This window comes from Streptomyces sp. NPDC034103, assembly GCF_055575395.1.
The window spans coordinates 175134-195909 of record NZ_JBVISS010000006.1 but is presented as its reverse complement, the minus strand read 5'-3'; the positions used below and the strand labels follow the sequence as shown (position 1 = coordinate 195909).

The window sequence follows — 20776 nt, the reverse complement described above, 5'->3', positions numbered from 1 at the left end:
GCTCCACCGATACGGAACGACATTCGCAACGCCACCCGAGACGCCACGAACCCACCCAGAACCACTCGCCGGTCGCTGCTCGCGGGGGTGGCGGCGCTCGGTGCGCTGGGGGCGGCCGGCTGCTCGCGGGTGGCCACGGCCTCGACGAAGGACGGCGGTGATCTGCTCGACCGCCTCCGGGCGGCGGGTGTCGTACGGCTGGGAATCGCCGGCGAGATCCCGTTCGGGTACATCGACAAGAACGGCAGGCTGACCGGTGAGGCACCCGAGCTGGCGAGGGTGATCTTCAAGCGGCTCGGGGTGGACACGGTGCAGCCGGTGCCCACCGAGTTCGGGTCGCTCATCCCGGGGCTGAACTCACAGCAGTTCGATGTCGTGGCCGCCGGGATGTACGTCAACCCCGAGCGCTGCGAACAGGTGATCTTCTCCGATCCGGACTACCAGATGCTCGATTCCTTCATCGTCCGGAAAGGCAACCCGAAAGGCCTCCACACCTACCAGGACGTGGTGGAGAAGAAGGCCAAGTTCGCCACCGGGACCGGATATGCCGAGATCCAGTACGCCGTCGACGCGGGGTACGAGGAGAGCGACATCCTGATCGTCCCGGACCAGGTCGCCGGACTGAACGCCGTCGAGGCCGGCCGGGCCGACGTCTTCGCCGGTACGGCGCTGACCACCCGCGAGGTCGTCAAGAAGTCCGCCAAGACCGAGGCCACCAAGGCCTTCGCGCCCCTCGTGGACGGCAAGCCGCATGTCGACGGCGGCGCGTTCGCGTTCCGGCCGACCGAGACGCGGCTGCGGGACGCCTTCAACGGGGAGCTGCGGAAGCTGAAGAAGAGCGGGGAGCTGCTCCGGATCCTCAGGCCCTTCGGTTTCACCGAGGCCGAGATGACCGACCTCACCGCGAAGGAGCTGTGCGGCGGATGACCACGGGACTCTGGGAACTCGTACTCACGGGCGTCTGGACCACCGTCCAACTGCTGGTGTTCAGCGCGCTGGTGGCGACGGCCGTGTCGTTCGTCGTCGGTGTCGCGCGCACCCACCGGCTGTGGATCGTGCGCTTCCTCGCCGGTTTCTACACCGAGGTGTTCCGCGGGACCTCGGCGTTGATCATGATCTTCTGGGTGTACTTCGTGCTGCCGCTGGCCTTCGGCTGGCAGCTGGTGCCGATGTGGGCGGGCACGCTCGCCCTCGGGCTGACGTACGGCGCGTACGGCTCGGAGATCGTGCGCGGCGCGCTGAACGCGGTGGACCCGGCGCAGCAGGAGGGCGGGATCGCGCTCAGCTTCACGCCCTGGCAGCGGCTGCGGCTGATCCTCCTGCCGCAGGCGGTGCCGGAGATGATCCCCTCGTTCTCCAACCTGCTGATCGAGCTGCTCAAGGGCACCGCGCTGGTGTCGATCATCGGCATGGGCGACCTGGCGTTCAGCGGCAACCTCGTGCGGCTCGCGTTGCAGGAGAGCGCGGAGATCTACACGTACCTGCTGGTCATCTACTTCGTGATCGCCTTCGCCCTGACCCGGGTGATGCGCGGTCTGGAGAAGAGGCTGAAGGCGGGGGTCGGCAAGGCTCCGGAGCGCGGGGTCACCGCGCGTGAGCTGAAGCGGGCCGAGACCACGGGCGTCGGAGGTGCTGTCTCGTGAAGTGGGACTGGGAAGCGGTCGGCGACTTCATGCCGCAGTTCTGGGACGGTCTGCTGGTCACCCTCCAGGCGCTGGCGCTGGGCTCGGTGATCTCGTTCGCGCTGGGCCTGGTGTGGGCGCTGCTGATGCGGGCACCGACCCGCTGGGTGACCTGGCCGGTGGGCGCGGTCACCGAGTTCATCCGCAACACGCCGCTGCTGGTGCAGCTGTTCTTCCTCTTCTACGTGCTGCCCGAGTGGGGCCTGACCTTCTCCGCGCTGACCACCGGGGTCCTCGCGATCGGCCTGCACTACTCGACGTACACGATGCAGGTCTACCGGGCCGGCATCGAGGCGGTGCCCGTCGGCCAGTGGGAGGCCGCGACGGCGCTGAACCTGCCGGTGGCCAGGACGTGGCGGGTGGTGATCCTGCCGCAGGCGATCCGCCGGGTGGTGCCGGCGCTCGGCAACTACGTCATCGCGATGCTCAAGGACACGCCGCTGCTGATGGCGATCACCGTCCTCGACATGCTCGGGCAGGCGCGGCTGTTCTCCCAGGAGCACTTCCAGTTCACCGAGCCGCTGACCGTGATCGGCGTGGCCTTCATCCTCATCGCCTATCTGGCCTCCCTCCTCGTGCGAGCCCTGGAGCGTCGTCTTGTCCACTGACACACAGCACATCCCCGACATGAACCCCGCCGACAAGAACCCCGCCGACCAGCGACCCGGCGGTGAGCTGATCCGGCTGGAGCAGGTCACCAAGCGGTTCGGGAGCAACACCGTCCTGGACCATCTGGACTTCTCCGTCGACGCCGGCAAGCACGTCACCCTCATCGGGCCGTCCGGGTCGGGCAAGACCACGATCCTGCGGCTGCTGATGACGCTGACCAAGCCCGACGAGGGGGTCATCACCGTCGACGGGCAGCAGCTGTTCCCGGCGCCGGAGAAGCAGGTCCGCGAGGTCCGCAAGCAGATCGGGATGGTGTTCCAGCAGTTCAACCTGTTCCCGAACATGTCGGCGCTCAGGAACATCACCGAGGCCCCGGTCACCGTCCTCGGCATGTCCAAGGACGAGGCGGAGGCGCGCGCCCTCGAACTGCTGGACCTGGTGGGCCTGGCCGACAAGCGTGACGCGCGGCCCTCGCAGCTGTCCGGCGGCCAGCAGCAGCGGGTGGCGATCGCGCGGGCACTGGCGATGCGGCCGAAGGTGCTGCTGCTGGACGAGGTGACCTCGGCGCTGGACCCGGAGCTGGTCGCGGGCGTCCTCGACGTGCTCAGGGACATCGCCCGCAGCACCGACATCACGATGCTCTGTGTGACCCACGAGATGAACTTCGCCCGGGACATCTCGGACAAGGTACTGATGTTCGACTCGGGACGGATCATCGAGGCCGGTCCACCGGAGAAGATCTTCGGCGAGCCGGAGAAGGACCGTACGCGGGAATTCCTCAGCGCGGTGCTCTGACCGCACGAGGTGGAGGGGCCTGTGGGCGAGGTCCAACGGCTGGGGCATGACTTTGGCATATGCCAGGAGGTCAGCGCCCCAGCTGAGAGGGACGGAATCTCGTCAACAGGCCCTCACTTCAAGCCCTTTGCGGGCTATCGTGGAGAGGATTCGCTGTCCGGATCACGGCCCAGTAGAGCGCAGGGGGAACACCGTGGCGCTGAAGCACGAGCCGACCGCGCCGTACCACTCGGCCCAGGACGCCCTACGCGTCCTGGAGACCGTGGCACGGCACACCACCGGAGTAACCGACACCGAACTCGCCCGAGAGACCGACATCGACCCGGAGCGCCTGACCACGCTCCTGAGGATGCTGCGCCGCGAGGGCTACGTCGAGCAGGTCACCGACGGCGCGTACGTCACGGGGGACGCGCTGACCCGCCTCGGCTCCGCGCACGACCGTGAGCAGGCGCTGCGCGAGACGCTCCAGCGCACCCTGGACCGACTGCGCGACTCGGTCGGCGCCGCGGTGTACCTCAGCCGGTACGTCGACGGCGAGATCAGGATCGCCCAGTACGCCGACGGACCCACGACCCCCGTGGTCAACGAGTGGGTCGACTTCCGCTACTCCGCCCATGCCACCGCGATCGGCAAGAGCCTGCTGGGGCAGCTCGACCACAACAGCCGGCGCGACCACCTCTCCCGGCACAAGATGGCCCGCCTCACCTCGCGGACCATCACCAGCGACAAGCTGCTGCTGTCCCGGCTCGAGTCCCAGCCGCCGACGGTCCCCCACCTCGACCTCCAGGAGTACGCGGTGGGCACGGTGTGCGCGGCCGTCCCCGTCACGGCCGGTTCCTCGGTGGGCTGCCTCGCCCTCTCCCTCCCCGTCGAGCACGCCCACCGCCTCCGCAAGGCGGCCGACGCCCTGAACAGGAACGCGGCGCCCGTCCTGCTCTCCCTGGCCATCTGAGGGCGGCCCGAGCGTGGTCAGAAGCACGCCCTGGGACCGGGTAGTATTTTCTCTGTCGCCAGCCGCGAGACACAGATCCAGCGGAGGGCGTGAGTCATGCGCCGCTAGCTCAGTTGGTTAGAGCAGCTGACTCTTAATCAGCGGGTCCGGGGTTCGAGTCCCTGGCGGCGCACTTCAGAAGGGCCTCTCGTGGGAGCGAGGGGCCCTTCGAGCATGCCCGGGGGACGGGGCGCGCGGGGACTCCGGGGGCCGGGGCGGCTGGGGACGGGACTCCGGGCGCCCGGGGAGCGCGGGGCGCCGGGAGCCGCGGGGTGGGTGGGGGCCTCAAGGCGCCCCCGCGTCTCAGGGGCTCAGCGTCTCGACGTCCTGCGCGGTCAGGCTCCGGTATGTCTGTTCACCCGGTGGGCGCCACCACAGTGGGTCTGTGCAGTGGAGGGCCTCCCTACGCAGGAGGGTGCGGTGGATCTTGTTTGTGGCCGTGATCGGCATCCGGTCCACGACCCGGACGAAACGGGGGGCCATCTTCGTGCCGAGGTCGGGCTGGGCGGTGAGGAACGCGGTGAAGGCCTCCGGGTCGAAGGTGCCGGCGAGGGCCGCCATGACCTGGTCGCCGGTCACCGGGTCCGGGACCGCGTACACCGCGACGGCGTGCGCGCCCTCGTAGCGCGCGAGGATGTTCTCGATCATCGCGGCGGCCAGGTTCTCGCCGTCGACGCGCAGCCGGTCGTCGGTGCGGCCCGCGAAGTAGAGGTAGCCGTCCGCGTCCCGGCAGAACAGGTCCCCCGTCCAGTACCAGCCGTCGCGGCGCCGTTCCTCCTCCGCCGCCGGGTTGCGCCAGTACCCCTCGAAGGGGTTCGGCCCCTGGTTGACCAGTTCCCCTATCGCCTCGTCCCCGTTCAGCAGCCGCCCGGCCCCGTCGAACACGGCCGCCGGGCACTCCGCACGCGTCCGCGGATCGAGGACGACGAGCCCGGGCCCCGCCCGCCCCACCGCCCCGGCCGGCGTCCCCGGCGACCACTGCACGGCCGCCCCGCCCTCGGAGGACCCGTACCCCTCCACCAGCCGCACCCCGAACCGCCGCTCGAAGGCGGCCGCGTCCGCCGCCCCCGCCTCCGTGCCGAAGCCCATCCGCAGGGGGTTGTCCCGGTCGTCGGCGCGCTCCTCGGTGGCGAGGACGTACTGCACGGCCCGGCCCACATAGGTGAAGTACGTCGCCCCGTACCGCCGTACGTCCGCCAGGAACCCCGAGGCCGAGAACCGCCGCCGCAGCGCGACGCCCGCTCCGGCGGCGAGGGCGGGGGCCCAGTCGGCGATCACCGCGTTGCCGTGGAACATCGGCATGCAGACGTAGTGGACGTCGTCGGGGCGCACCCCGAACTGCCCGGCCAGCGAGCGGCCCGCGGCGGCCAGGCGGCCCTGGGTGCAGATCGCGGCCTTGGGGGCGCCGGTGGAGCCCGAGGTGAAGTAGAGCAGGAGACGGTCGCGCGGGGTGGCCTCGGCGGCGTCCGGCCGGGTGTCAACGTACGGGGCGAGCAGGGCGTCGTACTCCTCGCCGCCGGTCACCAGCACCCGTCCGCCGGGGAGTTCGAGGTCGGCGAGCAGCGGGAGGTGGGCCGGTTCGGTGACCAGGATGCGGCACTCGGTGTGCAGGATGTCCCGGGCGAGTTCGGGGCCGCGGCGGGTGGGGTTGACGCCGGCGACGGCGTTGCGGGCGAGGGCGGCGGCGCTCAACCAGAGAGGGTACTCAGGGGTGTTGTCGAGCAGCACGCCGATGTGGGCGCCGGGTGGCAGCAGGTCTCTCAGCAGGGCCGCCCGGGCCGCGGCGGCGGACGCGACCTGGTGATGGGTGAGCGTCCGGTCCTCGAACCACAGCCCCGGCCGGTGGTCGCCCCACCGGGCGGCGACGAGTTCGGCGACCGTGCCGCTGTTGGACTCCATGGCGGCGCACGGTAATTGATGGAGCGTCAGATGTGGAGCCCCGCGGCAGCGGGGGTCACGGGGTCAGCGTCACACCGTCGACCACCACGACGTCGGTGGAGTCGTCCGGGCTGTCCACGAAGTCGTCCGACATCTGGTGGAACGTGACCATGAAGCCGATGCAGAACACGACGGCCACCCCGAGGAACGCCAGCGTGAGGCCGGTGGACACCGCCAGCCTGCCGCGGGTCGGCGCCTTGGCCGTGGCGACGACCTCGTGGCCCTCGGCGTAGTGGATGGTGACGAAGTCGCCCTCGACGACCGTCGCCGGGCCGTCCTCCTCCTCGAAGCGGATCGTGCGGCCGTCGCGGGCGGTGAACTCGTAGACATGGTGCAGCGTGGTGTGCACGGACGTGTCATGGGCGCCGCCGTGCATCGTCGTGAACGTCCGCAGACAGCGCCCCTCGGCGGTCAGCCCGCTGTTCCAGGCGCTGCGCAGCTGCATCGAGCGCCGCAGTACACGGGAGGCCAGGAAGACGACCACGGCCAGGATGAGGCCGGGTACGGCGTAGAAGATGAGGTCCATGGCACTTCCCCCGAACTCGACGTGGTGATCGTGAGGGGAACATACCCACTGGTAGACCCGGGGTTGCTCAAGCCAAGCTCAGAGTTCGGGCACCGTCGCCCGGGCGTGGCGAAGCGCGAGGACCTCGCCGCCGGTGTCACGGCCGCGAGGTCCGCCGCTGTCCTTGAAGCGGATCTCCCCGATCGGAGTCGATCAGAGGAACCTCCCGGAGCCGATCAGAACGTCACGTCCGAGCAGGCGTAGAACGCGTTGCCGGTGTCCGCGACCGTCCACACCGCGAGGATCACGTGCCGGCCGCTCAGGCCCGACGGCAGGGTGCCGCTGTGGGAGAGGGTGGCCGGGGGCTGCTGGCTGTTGTACGGGACCGTGAGGAACGGGGTCAGGTTGAGGTCGGAGCGGGCCAGGTTGTGGCTCTGGTTCCAACCCGCCTTGGTGACGTAGTACTTGAAGTCCGTGGTGGCGTGCCGGGCGGTGAACTGCCAGCGGAAGATGTAGCTCTGACCACCCGTCACCCTGGTGGCGGGCCAGGAGCCGCCCGAGGGCGTGCGCGGCGAGCTGAGCTGGCTGAACCGGCTGTGGCCGCCGCTGCATATCGTTCCGTCGGCCGGGCCGGACCCGGGGAAGCCCTTGGGCCCCTCGACGCTCTGCGGCTCCCACTGGATGTCGCCGCAGCCCGTCACGGTGCCGTTCTGGCAGAGCTTCTGCCGGCTGATGGGGAGGTCGGTGTAGCCGTGTCCGCTGGCGCCGCCGGAGGAGAGCACGAGGGCTCCGGCCGTGCTGAGGCCCAGCACGGCGGCGTACCACTTGGTCTTTTTGCGCATGCTGCCGCTCCCTGGAGAACGTGGGGGAAGTTCAGTGAGCCGTGCAGGTCTAGACCAAGTCCCAGAATATTGCCGTTACTTGAGCATGTCCAGACCAATCACTGGCCCGCCTCCCCCCGCCCCGCGCAGAACGCCACCGTCAAGTCCTTGACCAGCGCCTTGCGTTCGTAGTCGTCCAGCTCCACCAGGCCGCGCATGGTCAGCCGGGTCACCGTGTCCTCCACCGAGTCCACGACCGAGGTCAGCACGCTCGCCCGCTGCTGGGCGTCCAGCGCGGCGATCCGGCGCCGGTGCATCGCGGCGGCCACCTCGGGGGCGTACTCGACGCGCACCGGCTGCACCGAGAACACCTCCAGGCCCACCGCCCCCGCGTCCGCCGCGACCAGCCGGGTCAGCGCCTCCGCCGCCGAGTCCATCGACATCCGCGCCGAACCCGGCAGTTCCACCGGTACCCGCACCAGCGCCGCCTCCACGCACTCGCGCAAATACGTCTCGTGATCCTCCACGCCCAGCGTGGCCCGCGCGGTGTCCCGCACCCGCCACACCACCAGGACGACCACCCGCAGCGCGACCCCGTTGCCGTCGGCGGCCGGCATCGGCTCGCTGCGCCAGTGCCGCAGTCGTACGTCCACGCGGCGGCGCAGCAGCAGCGGGTTGACCCACATCAGGCCGGTGCGCCGGACCGTGCCCCGGTAGCGGCCGAAGAGTCCGAGCACCCACGCCCGCCCGGTCCGCCCGCGCGCCAGCCCGCCGAAGCCGAACAGACTCAGGGCGCCGGCCCCGGCGTACGCGGCCCACTGGGCGGGGCCGAGGCCGGCCCCGGCGTACTCGGGCAGCCGCAGCGCCTCCACCACGAGCGGCGGGAGCAGGCCCGCCCACCACGCGGTGGCCACACAGCCGGCCATCCCGCAGATCCCGGCGAGCACCCCCGCCGAGCCGGGCAGCACCCGGGCGGGCCGTTCCGCCAGCGCCGGGTCCACCTGGGGCGCGGGCCGCGGCGCGGCCTGCGCCGGGCGCCGGAAGCGCGGCTGCTCGCCGGTGCCCTGCCGGCGTCCGACGATCGCGGGGCTCAACGGCACGGAGCCGGTCTCCGGGTCGTCGCGGAACAGCAGGTGGACGGGGATCTCGGTGGTCGCCTCGTTCTGGATCAGCCGGGCGGGCCGGGTGCCGGCCGTGGTCTCGGCGGGCCCCTCGGACCCGGGGGACTCAGGGGTGGGTGAAGTGGTCGTCGTGCTCATGCGTGCTCCAGCCTCCGCGCCAGATGCGTCATGACAGTGGGTGGGTGGTGCCGGACGGCGGCCTAGGCGAACAGCCGCCGCCAGGTCTCCGGCCCCGGGTAGCCGTCCGCGGCGCCGCCTCGCCAACCCTGGGCCCGCTGGAAGGCCTCCACGGCCCGGCGGTCCGACTCGCCCCAGCGCGGACCCGGGCCGGTCGTGTAGTACCTGCCGAACCCCTTCTTCACCAGCTGCTTCCCGAGCTGGGTGACGTACTTGTTGACGGCCCCGGGCCGCAGCATCGCCCGCCCCGGGTAGCCGGGCACCCCGTGCGAGGAGGGTGCCCCCGGTGCGGTGGGGGCGGGTGGGCCGGCCGCCCCGGCGCGGATGTCGTTGCCCTCGCCGCTCACCAGCAGTGTCCAGGTCTGCGGCCCCGGCAGCCCGTCCGCGTCCGCGCCCTGCCAGCCCTGTGCCTGCTGGAAGGCCTGGGTGGCCCGGCGGTCGCTGTCGGTCCAGCGCGGCCCGGGGCCCGAGGAGTAGTAGCGCTGGGCGCCGCGCTCGACGAGCATGCGGCCCAGCTGGGTGACGTACTTGTTGTTGGCGCCGGGGCCGAAGTAGGCGGCGCCGGGGTACGGGGTGTCGGTGGGCTCGCTCGGCTTGTCGCTGCCGGCCGCGCCCGCGATCAGCCCCTTGTAGCGGTACGCGCTGTAGCGGGCCGAGTTGCTCCAGTACGCGTACGGGGTGGCCTGCTTGCGGGCGCGCGGGCGGGTCTCCTCGTAGGCGATGTAGTAGGTGTGCGTGTAGTCCGTCCAGCCGCCGAAGATCACCACGTGCGAGCCGGCCTGCGGGTCCGCCGGGTTGTGGAACAGCAGGATGTCGCCGGGCTGGAGGTCGTCCTTGGGGATCTTGACGCCGTACTGGTCGAGGCTGCCGGTCCATTCGTTGCCGGGCAGGCTCCAGGCCATCGAGACGAAGCCCGAGCAGTCCTGGCGGTAACCGTCCGACCAGTACTCCGTCATGCTGTACGGCACCTGCGCGGTGACCCATTTCTTGGCCCGCCTGATGATCTCGGCGCGGGTGGTGGTCGGCGCCTTGATCACGGCCGGCTTGCCGCCGGGGCCGTGCAGCGGGGCCTTGTCGCCCTGCGGGGTGTCGGGCTCGTCACCTGCGGGAACGCCGGGACGGGCGGGGTGGGTGAGGTGGTCGGGGGTGTGCGGGGCGGCCAGGGCGGGGGCGGTGTGGCCGACGAGGGCCGTGGAGGCCGCCGCCGCGAGGATCACCGCCCGCTGGGCGGCGGGGTGACGGCCGGTGCCGGAGTGCGGCAGGACGCGCCGCCAGTGGACGCATCCGGGGCAGTCACAGTCGCTCGCGGGATCGAGTTCCTCGAATACCGGAGTCTCCATGCGATGCCCCTCACACTCCAGATGGAAATGTCCGCGATTGTGCACATTCGTCAGTTTCTCAACTGTCGTCCGGACGCGCATGTTGACGGTCCGAATGATGTACGGCACCCCCTTCCACCCCTGGTGAGGCGGTCAGGAGCACCCCGGGAGGTCGGGTAGAGTTCTCCGGGCCAGCAGGCGCCGCTAGCTCAGTTGGTTAGAGCAGCTGACTCTTAATCAGCGGGTCCGGGGTTCGAGTCCCTGGCGGCGCACCTCAGAAGGGCCCCTCGCGAGAACGAGGGGCCCTTCGGCGTTTCCGGGGTACGGGAGCGCGGGGAGGCGCGGGGACTCCGGGTGCCGGGAGGGCGGCTGGGGGTCTGGGGGTTATCCCCCAGAGAATGCAGCATCAGCGGGTCCGGGGTTCGAGTCCCTGGCGGCCCACCTCAGAAGGGCCTCTCGTGAGAACGAGGGGCCCTTCGGGCGTTTCCGGAGGTACGGGAGCGCTGGGACTCCGGGTGCCAGGAGGGCGGCTGGGGGTCTGGGGGTTATCCCCCAGGAGATGCAGCGTCAGCGGAGTCCGGGGCCCGGGTTTACCGGGGGCGGCAAGTGGGTGATCCTTGGGCCGCGTTGGGGTTGAGCAGCAGCCCGACGGAGTGGGGGGATTGTCATGTTCAGGGTGGAGTTGCTGGGGCCGGTGCGGGTGTGCGGCGAGGGCGGGGCCGTCGACATCGGCGGTGTGCGGCTGCGGATGCTCCTCGCCCGGCTCGCCCTCGAAGGCGGTCGCCCCGTCTTCGTCGACTCCCTCGTGGACGGGCTGTGGGGCGAGCAGCCGCCGGCCGACGCGGGCAACGCCCTGCAGGCCCTGGTGTCCCGGCTGCGCAAGGCGCTGCGCGGCACCGGCACCGTCGACGCCGTCGCGGGCGGTTACCGGCTCTCCGTCGCCCCGGAGGACGTGGACACCCACCGCTTCGAGGACCTCGCGGGCCGGGGCCGGCGCGCCCTCGCCTCGGGGCGCGCCGAGGAGGCGGCCCGGACCCTCGCGACCGCGCTCGGGCTGTGGCGGGGCGCGGCCCTCGCCGACGTTCTGGACGCCCCCTTCGCCGGCGCCGCGGCCACGCGCCTCGACGAACTCCGGGCGGCGGCCATGGAGGACCGCTTCGACGCCGAGCTGCGCGTGGGACGGTACGCCGACGTCCTGGCCGACCTCGAAGAGGCGGGCGCCCGGCATCCACTCAGCGAGCGTCTCGCGGGGCTGCGGATGCGGGCCCTGGCCGCGGCGGGCCGCCAGTCGGACGCCCTCGCCGTCTACGAGGACCTGCGCGCCGGACTGGGCGACGAACTCGGCGTCGACCCCTCGACGGAGGTGCGCGACATCCATCTCGCGCTGCTGCGGGGCGAGTTGGAACGGCCCGCCCGGCCCGCCGACGCCCCGAGCCGGCTGCCGGCCCGGCTGACGAGCTTCGTGGGACGCGACGGCGAACTGGGCCGCCTCGCGGATCTGATGGGTGCGGCCCGGCTGGTCACCCTGGTCGGCCCGGGCGGCGCCGGCAAGACCCGGCTCTGCCTGGAGGCCGTGACCAGGGACGGCGCCCACGCCCGGGACCGGGTCCGGTTCGTCCCCCTCGCGGGCGTGAGCGACCCCGAGCGGCTGGCCGACGCGGTGCTCGGCGCCCTCAGCTCCACCGACGGACGCCTGTACGAGGGCGGCGGCGCCCAGCAGGCCTCCCCCGTGGAGCGGGTGGCCGGGCTCCTCGGCAGCGGCGACGCCCTGCTGGTGCTCGACAACTGCGAGCACCTCGTCGAGGCGGCCGCCGCACTCGCCGAACAGCTCCTCGTACGCCTTCCCGAGCTGCGCGTCCTCGCCACCAGCCGCGAGCCCCTGGCCATCGACGGCGAGTCGCTGTTCCACCTCGGCCCCCTGGACGTGCCCACGGGATCGCCCGAACCCGCCGAGGCGCTGGCGGCGGCCGCGGTCCGGCTGTTCGTGGACCGGGCCGCCGGCATCCGGCAGGGCTTCACCCTCGACGAGCACAACCTCGACGCCGTCCTGGAGATCTGCCGCCGCCTCGACGGGATGCCGCTCGCCCTGGAGCTGGCCGCGGCCAAGCTGCGCTCGATGGGCGTGGAGCAGATCGCGCGCCGCCTCGACGACCGGTTCCGGCTGCTCGCCTCCGGCAGCAGGACCGCCCTGCCGCGCCAGCGCACCCTGCTGGCGATGGTCGAGTGGAGCTGGGACCTGCTCGACGAGCCCGAGCGGATCCTCGCCCGCCGGCTGTCCGCCTTCCCCGGCGGGGCGACGCTCGCCGCCCTGGAGGAGGTCTGCCCGGACCCGGAGCTGCCCGCCGACGACGTGCTCTACGTGCTCGGCGCACTGATCGAGAAGTCGCTGGTGCAGGAGGTGCGCGGCGCCGGGGACGAGTCGCGCTACCGGATGCTGGACACCGTCCGCGCGTACGCGGCCCGCCGCCTGGCCGAGTCCGGCGACGACCTCACGGACCGCTTCACGGCGTACTACCTGGACCTGGCCCAACGGCACGAGCCTCTCCTGCGCACCGGCGAGCAGCTGCGCGCCACCGCCGTCTTCGACGCCGAACACGACAACCTCACCCACGCGCTGCGGCTCGTCCGGGAGAGCGGGGACCGGGAGACGGCGGTGCGGTTCGGCGCCGCGATGTTCTGGTACTGGGGCATTCGGGGGCTGGGGAGCCGGCTGGAGACACATCTGGCGGAGCTGGGGGACCCGGGGCGTGAGCGGGGTGGCCCTGACGGCGAGCCGGCGGGTTCGGGCGGGGACTCGGCCGTGGACCGTGAGTTCCGTCCCGCCGGGCTGCTGCTGCGGATGTCCCAGGTCGCCTTCGCGGGCGACGCCCCGGCCCCCGACGACCTCCTCCGCTCGGCCGACCCCTGGGTACGGGCCAGCGCCCATCTCGCCCGGGACTTCGCCCTCACCGAGCAGGGCGACCTGGAGACCGGCGCGCACTCGCGGGCGGAGGCGCTGCGCGGGTTCGAGGCGGTCGGCGACCGCTGGGGGATCGTGCTCGCCCTGATGCCGATCGGCCGCGACCACTCGCTGCGCGGGGAGCACGCCCCCGCCATCGCGACCTTCGAACGGGCCGTCGCCCTCAGCTCCGAGCTGGGCACCGAGGACCACCTGTACCTCAGCAAGGCCCGGCTCGCCCGGGAACGCCGGCGCAGCGGGGACCTCGACGGCGCCTTCCGCGATCTGCGCGCCGCGCACCGCCAGGCCAGGGAGCGCGGCCAGCTGCGGCTGGAGGCGAACATCCTCGTCGGCCTCGCCAACGCGCACCGGATGTCCGGGGACCTGGAGCAGGCGAACCGGACCCTGGACCATCTGGAGGCGCTCTCCCGTCGCCGCCCCGACCTCGCGGAAGTCGCGCGCGACCTGGTCCTCAGCACCCGTGTCGAGAACCGGCTCGCCGAGGGCCGCGCCGCCGAGGCCCGGGCCCTGCTGCCCGAGGCGGCCGGTGCCCTGTTCGGCCAGGGTGCCGGGGCGGGCCTCGCCTGGGTCGCCGAACTCCTGGGCGGCCTGCGCACCCTGGAGGGCGACCCCACCGCCGGCGCCACCTCCTTCGGCATCAGCGAGGTCATGCGCGGCGCCTTCGACGCCGGGGAGCCGGAACTGCGGGGGCATCGGACGCGGATGGTCCAGGCGCTGGGCGAGGACGGCTACCGGGCCGCGTACGAGAAGGGGTCGTCCATGCGCCGGGCGGAGGCCCGGGACTGGCTGGAGCGGGAGGCGCTGGGGGGTTGAGGACCGGGGCGGCACGGGACCGGAGGCGGGGTTCCGGGCCGCGCGCGCCGGACCGGCCGCCCTGGGGTGGGCGGCCGGTCCGGGTGGGGTGAGGGGGGTCAGGTGTTGTTCCTGCGGTAGGCGCGCATGGCCAGGGGCAGGAAGACGACGACCATGCCGGCCATCCAGGCGAGACTGCCGGCCAGGGGCGAGGCGACCGGGCCGCCGTCGAGGAGGCCTCGGGTGGTGTCGGCCATCAGGGAGACGGGGTTGACGTCGGACCAGGCGCGCAGCCAGCCCGACATGTCCTCGGCGGGGACGAAGACGTTGCTGGCGAAGGTGAGCGGCAGCACCAGGATGGTCATCAGGCCCTGCACGGAGCCCGGGGTCTTCGCCACCATCCCCAGCCACACCGACATCCAGGAGAAGGACATCGCGAAGGCGATGAGCAGTCCGAGCGCGGCGAGCGCGGCCGGCACGGTGGTGTCGGGGCGGTACCCCATCACCAGCGCGAGGACGACCAGGGTGCCCAGGCACACGGCGTAGCGGACGAAGTCGGCGAGGACCGCGCCGATCAGCGGCGCCGAGCGGGCGATCGGCATGGACCGGAACCGGTCGAAGATCCCGGTGCTCGCGTCCGCGTTGAGGGCGACGCCGATGCCGATGCTGGCCTGGAACACGGTCATGACCATCACGCCGGGGACGATCAGCTGCACATAGGCGTCCTGGTCGCCGCCGGAGATCGCCTTGCCGAAGAGGTAGACGAACATCAGCAGCGAGATGACCGGGGTGAGGACCACGTCCACCAGCTGGAGCGGCGACCTCATGAACTTGGTCGCGCCCCGCCCGGCCAGCGCCAGGCTGTGCCGGAGCGTCGGTACGAGTCCGACCCGGGCGGGCCTGGCGGGGGCGGGTGTCGAGGTGGTGCCGGGGATGAGGATGTCGGTGGCCATGACGGTCGGGTCCTTCCGGGAAAGCGGGGCGGGGTGGGCAGGGGCCGGACGGCCGCGGGAGGCGCGGGAACCGTACGGCGGTGGGGCGGGCGGGGCCTGACGGCCGCGGGAGCGGGCCGGAGTCAGACGGCGGCGGGAAGGGCGGGGAAGAGAGGGACGGGGATCAGCCCCGACGGGGATCAGACGGGCGGGATCAGACGGGCTGGGATCAGTCGGCCGCGGGGTGAGCCCGCGTCAGGCCGCCGCCGGTTCCGCCGTGGTCGGCGTCGGTGCGTGGCCGGTCAGGGCGAGGAAGACCTCGTCCAGGCTCGGCAGCCGCAGGCCGAGCTCGTCGGCCGAGATGCCGGCGCCGTCGAGCCGGCGGGCGACCGCGGAGACCAGCAGCGGCTCGTCGGCCGGCACGGTCAGCACGCCCGAGTCCTCGGCGGGAGCGTGTCCGGACAGCTCGGCGAGGATCGCGGCCACCTGCGGGGCGTCGGTCGGCACGGTCGGGCGGACCTGGAGGATCTGACCGCCGACGCGGCGCTTGAGCTCACCGGGCCGCCCCTCGGCGACCTTGCGGCCCTTGTCGAACACCGTGATGGAGTCGGCGAGCTGGTCGGCCTCCTCCAGGTACTGGGTGGTGAGCAGGACCGTGGAGCCGTCCGCGACCAGCCCCCTGACCACGTCCCAGACCTCCTGGCGGGCGTGCGGGTCGAGGCCGGTGGTCGGCTCGTCGAGGAACAGGATCCGGGGCCGGCCCACCAGGCTCGCGGCCAGGTCGAGCCGCCGGCGCATCCCGCCGGAGAAGGTGGCGATGGGGCGCTTGGCCGCCTCGGTGAGCGAGAAGTCCTCCAGGAGCCGTGCGGCCCGGGCCCTGGCGTCCCGCCGGGACAGTCCGAGCAGCCGGCCGATCAGGACCAGGTTCTCGGCACCGGACAGCGTCTCGTCCACCGAGGCGTACTGGCCGGTCAGTCCGATCAGCTGCCGCACCCGGACCGGGTCCACGGCGATGTCGTGGCCGCCGACGGTCGCGCGGCCGGCGTCGGGGCGCAGCAGGGTGGCCAGGATGCGCACGGTGGTGGTCTTGCCCGCGCCGTTGGGACCCAGGACGCCGACCACCTGGCCGGCCGGGACCTCCAGGTCCACCCCGTCCAGGGCGGTGAAGTCGCCGTACTTCTTGACCAGCCCCTCGGCGCGGATCGCGTAGGACATCATCAACTCCTCGTCAGCTGCCTGTCGTTCTCGATGGACAGGACTGTGCCGGGGCGCGCTGACAGGGGGCGGACATCCCGCTGACACGGCTGACGGGCGCGCTGACAGGACGGTCGGGGGCTGTCAGGGCAGGGCGGACGGGTAGCTCACCGGAACGAGGGGCGGGCAGGGTGTCTGGCCGGATACCCTCTCGCCATGGCAGCGCGCGACCTCCGCAAGCGGATCGGACGGCTCATCCGCGACGGACCGCGGCCCCTTTCCCGGTCGCGTTGAACTGGACGGGCCCGTGGACCGTATGGAACGGCGGGCGGCGGCGGCCCGGGCGGCACCGACCGCACGTTTCACGCCACCGTGCGCCGGGGCCGGGCGCCGTGTCGCCGGGCGGGGCGCCGGGTCGCCTTGCACCGTGTACGCACGGGTCCCAGGGGTGTGCCGCGGGTTCCGGGGGCGGTCCGCCGGGGGCGTCCGACGAGCTCGGATGCGGTACGGTCCGAGGATGCGATACGGGCAGAGGAGGCGATACGGGAGCACTTCGGCACCTTCCGCTCCCTTCTGTCCACACCCTCCCCGCAGACCCCTCACAGGGGCCACAATGAACGCGTATGACCGGTAAACACCGCGTTTCGCATCTTGCGATCATGCCTGACACCGTAGAAACCTGGTTTTCAGGTTGCTGCGGATACGCGGCACTTGGGGGGTAAGGAACCGGTTGCCGGTCCGGCGGGGAGAGGGGCCCCGTTCGATATGTCGATGCCGAGGGGGGCATCATGCAACCGGAAGGTCGCAGTTCCATGTCTAGGGATGTGGAGAATGTGGTGACTGCGACCCACCACTGATACGCCTGTGACAGTCGAGGGGGACTCGAGCAGGCGTAAGGAACCGACCAAGCACGCGATGACGCGCGTGTGGGGGGATGACTCATGACGTCGACGCCGACGGGCGCCCGGCAAGATTTCGATCCGTCTCAAACCACCCAGCTCAGGGTGGCCTCACAGACCCGGACGGGAGCGTTCCGCCGGATCAAGAAGACGCTGCCGAAGTACGACTACGAGCACTACAGCCGACTGGCCGGTCCCCTCACGCAGCCCGATCCGTCGAAGCCGTACAAGGTGGAGTACCGATCGCTGATCTCGCAGGAGACGCACCGCATACGGGTCGCCCTGATGCTGGCCGCCGCGCCGGTGCTCTCCCTGGTCCTGCTGTTCTGGCTGCTCCAGCCCGAGCACTGGACCGAGCGCGACTACGTGGACTTCAAGTGGCTGCCCGCGCTCGACATCGTGATGCTCGTCTCGATCGGCCTGATCGAGTTCTTCCGCTGCATGAACGTGCTGTCCAACGCGCACGCCACCCTGGTCGCCCGCGACCCGATCCCGGTGGTGCCCGAGACCGGCACGAGAGTGGCCTTCCTCACCTCCTTCGTGCCCGGCAAGGAGCCGTTGGAGATGGTCACCAAGACCCTGGAGGCGGCCGTCAAGCTGCGCCACCGGGGCCTGCTGCATGTGTGGCTGCTCGACGAGGGCGACGACCCCGAGGTCAAGGAGGTCTGCGCCCGGCTCGGCGTGCACCACTTCTCCCGCAAGGGCATCGCCAAGTGGAACCAGGCCAAGGGCCCGCACCGCGCCAAGACCAAGCACGGCAACTACAACGCCTGGCTCGACGCGCACGGCGACGACTACGACTTCTTCGCCTCGGTCGACACCGACCACGTGCCGCTGCCCAACTACCTGGAGCGGATGCTCGGCTTCTTCCGCGACCCGGACATCGGCTTCGTCATCGGCCCGCAGGTGTACGGCAACTACGACAACTTCGTCACCAAGGCCGCCGAGTCCCAGCAGTTCCTCTTCCACGCCCTGATCCAGCGCGCCGGCAACTACTACGGCGCCCCGATGTTCGTCGGCACCTCCAACGCGGTGCGGATCAGGGCGCTCAAGCAGATCGGCGGCCTGTACGACTCGATCACCGAGGACATGGCCACCGGCTTCGAGATCCACCGCCACAAGAACCCGGCGACCGGCCGCAAGTGGCGCTCGGTGTACACCCCGGACGTGCTCGCGGTCGGCGAGGGCCCGAGCGCCTGGACGGACTTCTTCACCCAGCAGATGCGCTGGTCGCGAGGGACGTACGAGACGATCCTCAAGCAGTACTGGAAGGGCTGGTACTCCCTGCCTCCGGGCAAGCTCTTCAACTACACCATGATGATCATCTTCTATCCGATGTCCGCCCTCAACTGGATCCTCGCGGCCCTCAGTTGCGCGCTGTTCCTGGGCCTGGGCGCCTCGGGTGTGAACATCGACCCGACCGTGTGGCTGATGCTCTACGGCAACGCCTCCGCCCTCCAGATCGGCCTGTACGTCTGGAACCGCCGGCACAACGTCTCGCCGCACGAGCCGGAGGGCTCCGGCGGTGTGGCCGGCATGGTGATGTCCGCGCTGTCCGCCCCGCTCTACGCCAAGGCTCTGATCGACTCCGCGCTGCGCCGCAAGAGCAAGTTCGTCGTCACCCCCAAGGGCGACTCGGCCAGCCCCGACCGGTGGTTCGGGACCTTCCGCTACCACTGGTACTTCATCGCCATCTTCGGCGCCTCGATCGCCGCCGGCTTCGTCTACGGCCACTCGCACCCCGCGATGATCATCTGGGCGATCTTCGCCATGCTGATCACCGCGACGCCGATCCTCGTCTGGCGGCACATGCTGCGCCAGGAGAGGAAGAAGCCCGCCGAGGAACCGCAGAGCCCGGCGGCCCCGGCGCAGGCGCAGTACCAGCCGCAGCCGCTGCCCGCCCAGCACGCCCCGGCGCAGAAGCCGAGCTGGGCCGCCTCGAACGCCCCGCACGACAGCGGGAGCGGCGCAGGCGGGGGCAACGACCAGACCATGCAAATCGCCCTGGGTGGACTTGGGGGACGTAAGGAATGAACGACCGTGCCGGACGCCGTCGGGCCCGTCGCCTAGCGATAGGCACGGCGGTGGTACTCGCACTGGCCGGGATGAACGGGCCGTGGCTCTACCGCTTCGGGACCGAGAAATACCACCAGTACCAAATCAACAAACCGGAGTACAAGGCCGAGAACGGCAAGTGGGAGGTCGTCGACTTCCCGGAGGAGTACCGGCAGAACACCATCCACGCGGCGCTGCTGCGCACCGGCAAGGTGCTGCTCGTCGCGGGGTCCGGGAACAACCAGGACAACTTCGACGCGAAGAAGTTCGACACCCGGATCTGGGACCCGGTCAAGGGCACCATCAAGAAGGTGCCCACGCCCACCGACCTGTTCTGCACCGGCCACACCCAGCTGGCCAACGGCAACCTGCTGATCGCGGGCGGTACGAAGCGGTACGAGAAGCTGAAGGGTGACGTCACCAAGGCCGGCGGCCTGATGATCGTCCACAACGAGAACCCGGACAAGCCGATCACGCTGCCCGCGGGCACCAAGTTCACCGGCAAGGAGAACGGCAGGACGTTCGTGTCCAAGGACCCGGTCGTCGTGGAGCGGGCCACCAAGGTCTTCGACAAGAAGACCGGCGTGTTCCTGCGCAACGACCCGGGGCTGGGCCGGATCTACGTCGAGGCGCAGAAGTCCGGCGCGAAGTACGAGACGGGCACCCAGGACAACTACCGGATCCAGGGGCTCTCGGGCACCGACGCGCGCAACACCTACGGCATCGCGCAGAAGCTCGCCCTCGACAAGAAGGACTTCCAGGGGATCCGGGACGCCTACGAGTTCGACCCGGTCGCCGAGAAGTACATCAAGGTCGACCCGATGAACGAGGCCCGCTGGTACCCGACGCTCACCACCCTGAGCGACGGCAAGATCCTCAGCGTCTCCGGCCTCGACGACATCGGCCAGCTGGTGCCGGGCAAGAACGAGGTCTTCGACCCGAAGACCAGGACCTGGACGTACCTGCCGAAGACCCGCCAGTTCCCGACGTACCCCGCGCTGTTCCTCATGCAGAACGGCAGGGTCTTCTACTCGGGGTCCAACGCGGGCTACGGGCCGGACGACATCGGGCGTGACCCGGGCGTCTGGGACGTCGACACCAACAAGTTCACCAAGCTGCCGGGGCTCAGCGACGCCAAGCTGCTGGAGACCTCCGGCACGGTGCTGCTCGCGCCGGCGCAGGACGAGAAGTACATGGTGGTCGGCGGCGGCGGGGTCGGCGAGTCGAAGCTGTCCAGCGACAAGACCCGGATCATCGACCTCAAGGCGGACGACCCGAAGTTCGTGGACGGGCCGACGCTGGAGAAGGGCACCCGGTACCCGAGCATCTCGGTCCTGCCCGACGACTCCGTGCTGGTGTCGGGCGGTTCGGAGGACTACCGCGGGCGCGGTGACTCCAACATCCTCCAGGCGCGGATCTACCACCCGGAGACCAACACCTTCGATCAGGTGGCGGACCCGCTGGTCGGCCGGAACTACCACTCCGGGTCCATCCTGCTGCCCGACGGCCGGGTGATGTTCTTCGGCTCCGACTCGCTCTACAGCGACAAGGCCAACACCAAGCCGGGCGAGTTCGAGCAGCGCATCGAGATCTACACGCCGCCGTACCTCTACCGGGACTCGCGGCCCTCCCTGTCCGGCGGTCCGCAGACCGTCGAGCGCGGCGGGTCCGCGACGTTCACCTCGCGGCACGCCTCGACCATCGAGAAGGTGCGGCTGATCCGGCCGAGCGCGGCGACGCACGTCACGGACGTCGACCAGCGGTCGATCGAGCTGGACTACAAGGTGTCCGGGGACAAGATCAAGGTGACGGTGCCGAAGAACAGGAACCTGGTGCAGTCGGGCTGGTACATGCTGTTCGTCGACGACGACCAGGGGACGCCGTCCAAGGCGCAGTGGGTGAAGGTGCCGTAGGCCCTGCCGGGCTCAGACGGCGCAGCAGGAAGGGCGCCCTCCATCACGGAGGGCGCCCTTCCTCGTCGTACGGC

At 71.2% G+C, this 20776-nt stretch carries 15 protein-coding genes and 2 tRNA genes; 10 read left to right on the top strand and 7 right to left on the bottom strand.

Going from position 1 to position 20776, the window contains the following annotated elements; all coding sequences use genetic code 11:
* Positions 1-87 precede the first annotated feature (87 nt).
* The 6 genes from ehuB to ACZ56U_RS14975 all read left to right on the top strand — a co-directional run bounded on the left by ehuB (position 88) and on the right by ACZ56U_RS14975 (position 4210).
* Entirely contained in the window at positions 88-927 is an 840-nt protein-coding gene (gene ehuB / locus ACZ56U_RS15000) for an ectoine/hydroxyectoine ABC transporter substrate-binding protein EhuB (protein WP_469084432.1), read from the top strand.
* Entirely contained in the window at positions 924-1643 is a 720-nt protein-coding gene (ehuC, locus tag ACZ56U_RS14995; protein WP_469084431.1) for an ectoine/hydroxyectoine ABC transporter permease subunit EhuC, read from the top strand. Before ehuB ends, ehuC begins: the two co-directional genes overlap by 4 nt.
* Positions 1640-2290, top strand: a complete 651-nt coding sequence (gene ehuD / locus ACZ56U_RS14990) for an ectoine/hydroxyectoine ABC transporter permease subunit EhuD (protein WP_469084430.1) — start codon at positions 1640-1642, stop codon at positions 2288-2290. The genes ehuC and ehuD overlap by 4 nt, the downstream gene beginning before the upstream one ends.
* Entirely contained in the window at positions 2280-3086 is an 807-nt protein-coding gene (ehuA, locus tag ACZ56U_RS14985; protein ID WP_469084429.1) for an ectoine/hydroxyectoine ABC transporter ATP-binding protein EhuA, read from the top strand. Before ehuD ends, ehuA begins: the two co-directional genes overlap by 11 nt.
* A 193-nt stretch (positions 3087-3279) precedes the next feature.
* Complete coding sequence (locus ACZ56U_RS14980; RefSeq protein ID WP_469084428.1) at positions 3280-4038, top strand: IclR family transcriptional regulator; 759 nt, start codon at positions 3280-3282, stop codon at positions 4036-4038.
* 98 nt (positions 4039-4136) lie between these two features.
* Positions 4137-4210: transfer RNA gene (locus tag ACZ56U_RS14975), tRNA-Lys, on the top strand.
* 170 nt (positions 4211-4380) lie between these two features.
* Here the strand turns inward: ACZ56U_RS14975 and ACZ56U_RS14970 are convergent.
* The 5 genes from ACZ56U_RS14970 to ACZ56U_RS14950 form a co-directional block, all read right to left on the bottom strand.
* Positions 4381-5976, bottom strand: coding sequence for an AMP-binding protein (locus ACZ56U_RS14970; protein WP_469084427.1), 1596 nt, complete (start codon positions 5974-5976; stop codon positions 4381-4383).
* Positions 5977-6031: 55 nt separating this feature from the next.
* Complete coding sequence (locus ACZ56U_RS14965; protein WP_469084426.1) at positions 6032-6541, bottom strand: DUF3592 domain-containing protein; 510 nt, start codon at positions 6539-6541, stop codon at positions 6032-6034.
* Positions 6542-6756: 215 nt separating this feature from the next.
* Entirely contained in the window at positions 6757-7362 is a 606-nt protein-coding gene (locus tag ACZ56U_RS14960) for a lytic polysaccharide monooxygenase auxiliary activity family 9 protein (protein ID WP_469084425.1), read from the bottom strand.
* Positions 7363-7460: 98 nt separating this feature from the next.
* Positions 7461-8600 carry an SPFH domain-containing protein gene (locus ACZ56U_RS14955; RefSeq protein WP_469084424.1) on the bottom strand — a complete coding sequence of 380 codons (1140 nt, stop codon included), beginning with the start codon at positions 8598-8600 and terminating at the stop codon, positions 7461-7463.
* A 62-nt stretch (positions 8601-8662) separates the two neighbouring features.
* Entirely contained in the window at positions 8663-9979 is a 1317-nt protein-coding gene (locus tag ACZ56U_RS14950) for a peptidoglycan-binding protein (protein ID WP_469084423.1), read from the bottom strand.
* Between the two features lie 177 nt (positions 9980-10156).
* On the opposite strand from ACZ56U_RS14950, the gene ACZ56U_RS14945 reads away from it, so the two are divergent.
* Positions 10157-10230: transfer RNA gene (locus ACZ56U_RS14945), tRNA-Lys, on the top strand.
* Between the two features lie 395 nt (positions 10231-10625).
* Positions 10626-13730 carry an AfsR/SARP family transcriptional regulator gene (locus ACZ56U_RS14940; protein ID WP_469084422.1) on the top strand — a complete coding sequence of 1035 codons (3105 nt, stop codon included), beginning with the start codon at positions 10626-10628 and terminating at the stop codon, positions 13728-13730.
* Positions 13731-13828: 98 nt separating this feature from the next.
* Here the strand turns inward: ACZ56U_RS14940 and ACZ56U_RS14935 are convergent, their stop codons facing one another.
* Positions 13829-14662 (bottom strand): ABC transporter permease, encoded by an 834-nt coding sequence (locus ACZ56U_RS14935; RefSeq protein ID WP_469084421.1) that lies wholly within the window; start codon positions 14660-14662, stop codon positions 13829-13831.
* 234 nt (positions 14663-14896) lie between these two features.
* On the bottom strand, positions 14897-15856 hold the full coding sequence (locus ACZ56U_RS14930; RefSeq protein ID WP_469084420.1) for an ATP-binding cassette domain-containing protein: 960 nt from the start codon (positions 15854-15856) through the stop codon (positions 14897-14899).
* A 920-nt stretch (positions 15857-16776) separates the two neighbouring features.
* Here ACZ56U_RS14930 and ACZ56U_RS14925 point away from each other — a divergent pair.
* Both ACZ56U_RS14925 and glxA read left to right on the top strand, forming a co-directional pair.
* Complete coding sequence (locus ACZ56U_RS14925; protein ID WP_469084419.1) at positions 16777-18768, top strand: glycosyltransferase family 2 protein; 1992 nt, start codon at positions 16777-16779, stop codon at positions 18766-18768.
* The gene (gene glxA / locus ACZ56U_RS14920; RefSeq protein ID WP_469084418.1) at positions 18765-20702 is read left to right on the top strand and encodes a radical copper oxidase GlxA; all 1938 of its coding nucleotides are present in this window, start codon (positions 18765-18767) and stop codon (positions 20700-20702) included. The genes ACZ56U_RS14925 and glxA overlap by 4 nt, the downstream gene beginning before the upstream one ends.
* Positions 20703-20776 lie beyond the last annotated feature (74 nt).

Excerpts from the sequence above, each read along its gene's own strand:
- ehuC (WP_469084431.1), top strand. The coding sequence starts at position 924 with ATGACCACGGGACTCTGGGAACTCGTACTCACGGGCGTCTGGACCACC.
- ACZ56U_RS14970 (WP_469084427.1), bottom strand. The coding sequence starts at position 5,976 with ATGGAGTCCAACAGCGGCACGGTCGCCGAACTCGTCGCCGCCCGGTGG.
- ACZ56U_RS14965 (WP_469084426.1), bottom strand. The coding sequence starts at position 6,541 with ATGGACCTCATCTTCTACGCCGTACCCGGCCTCATCCTGGCCGTGGTC.
- ACZ56U_RS14960 (WP_469084425.1), bottom strand. The coding sequence starts at position 7,362 with ATGCGCAAAAAGACCAAGTGGTACGCCGCCGTGCTGGGCCTCAGCACG.
- ACZ56U_RS14955 (WP_469084424.1), bottom strand. The coding sequence starts at position 8,600 with ATGAGCACGACGACCACTTCACCCACCCCTGAGTCCCCCGGGTCCGAG.
- ACZ56U_RS14950 (WP_469084423.1), bottom strand. The coding sequence starts at position 9,979 with ATGGAGACTCCGGTATTCGAGGAACTCGATCCCGCGAGCGACTGTGAC.
- ACZ56U_RS14940 (WP_469084422.1), top strand. The coding sequence starts at position 10,626 with ATGTTCAGGGTGGAGTTGCTGGGGCCGGTGCGGGTGTGCGGCGAGGGC.
- ACZ56U_RS14935 (WP_469084421.1), bottom strand. The coding sequence starts at position 14,662 with ATGGCCACCGACATCCTCATCCCCGGCACCACCTCGACACCCGCCCCC.
- ACZ56U_RS14930 (WP_469084420.1), bottom strand. The coding sequence starts at position 15,856 with ATGTCCTACGCGATCCGCGCCGAGGGGCTGGTCAAGAAGTACGGCGAC.
- ACZ56U_RS14925 (WP_469084419.1), top strand. The coding sequence starts at position 16,777 with ATGACGTCGACGCCGACGGGCGCCCGGCAAGATTTCGATCCGTCTCAA.
- glxA (WP_469084418.1), top strand. The coding sequence starts at position 18,765 with ATGAACGACCGTGCCGGACGCCGTCGGGCCCGTCGCCTAGCGATAGGC.